This window comes from Dellaglioa sp. CoH-57-MRSF-20, assembly GCF_056781955.1.
The window spans coordinates 1-540 of sequence record NZ_JBXAXV010000074.1 but is presented as its reverse complement, the minus strand read 5'-3'; the positions used below and the strand labels follow the sequence as shown (position 1 = coordinate 540).

General features: G+C 48.9%; 1 protein-coding gene. It reads right to left on the bottom strand.

Features of this window, described 5'->3' with window-relative positions:
* Window positions 1-281 precede the first annotated feature (281 nt).
* A partial coding sequence (locus AC1RPN_RS08160) for a hypothetical protein (protein ID WP_481763711.1) occupies window positions 282-540 on the bottom strand: 259 nt, incomplete at its 5' end.

Sequence of the window (540 nt, the reverse complement as noted above, 5' to 3'; positions counted from 1 at the left end):
ATACCACCAGCTTGCCAAGCCTGATTGACTGTGATGCCTGTGTTTAGATATCCAAATGTTTGATCTGCTGCCGCTCCCCATGCAGCCGTTGAATATGACATTGACTGGAATGCACCTATGGGACGCAATGAGAAACCGTTTACGCCAGTTACACTAGGAATCGCTACGGTTGTCTTACGTGTCGGCGCAGCAGGGGTTGGGGACCATCCCTGTGTTCTAAGGTCTGAATCGTCACGAACCGTCTCAAACCCTTGCATGTATTTCAAGGTCATTTTATTTCCTTAGCTTGGCGTGAACCAAGTTATTGTTGTCATCGGCTTTGCTGGACTCAAAGTTGTCTGGGCAATGATCTCCAGCGCAACGCTAGCATCCTGAGTAACATATGGAAGTCCCGCGATAACTTCTAACTTCACGCCATAGTCATTTGTCGGTATCAATCCCGCAGCCAAAACCTCCATCTGAACGTTCGTGTCCTGCGCGTTAAGTGGAGGTATAATCAGCACTTGCCGCGCAGTTGCCTGACTTTTTACCGCTGATGAC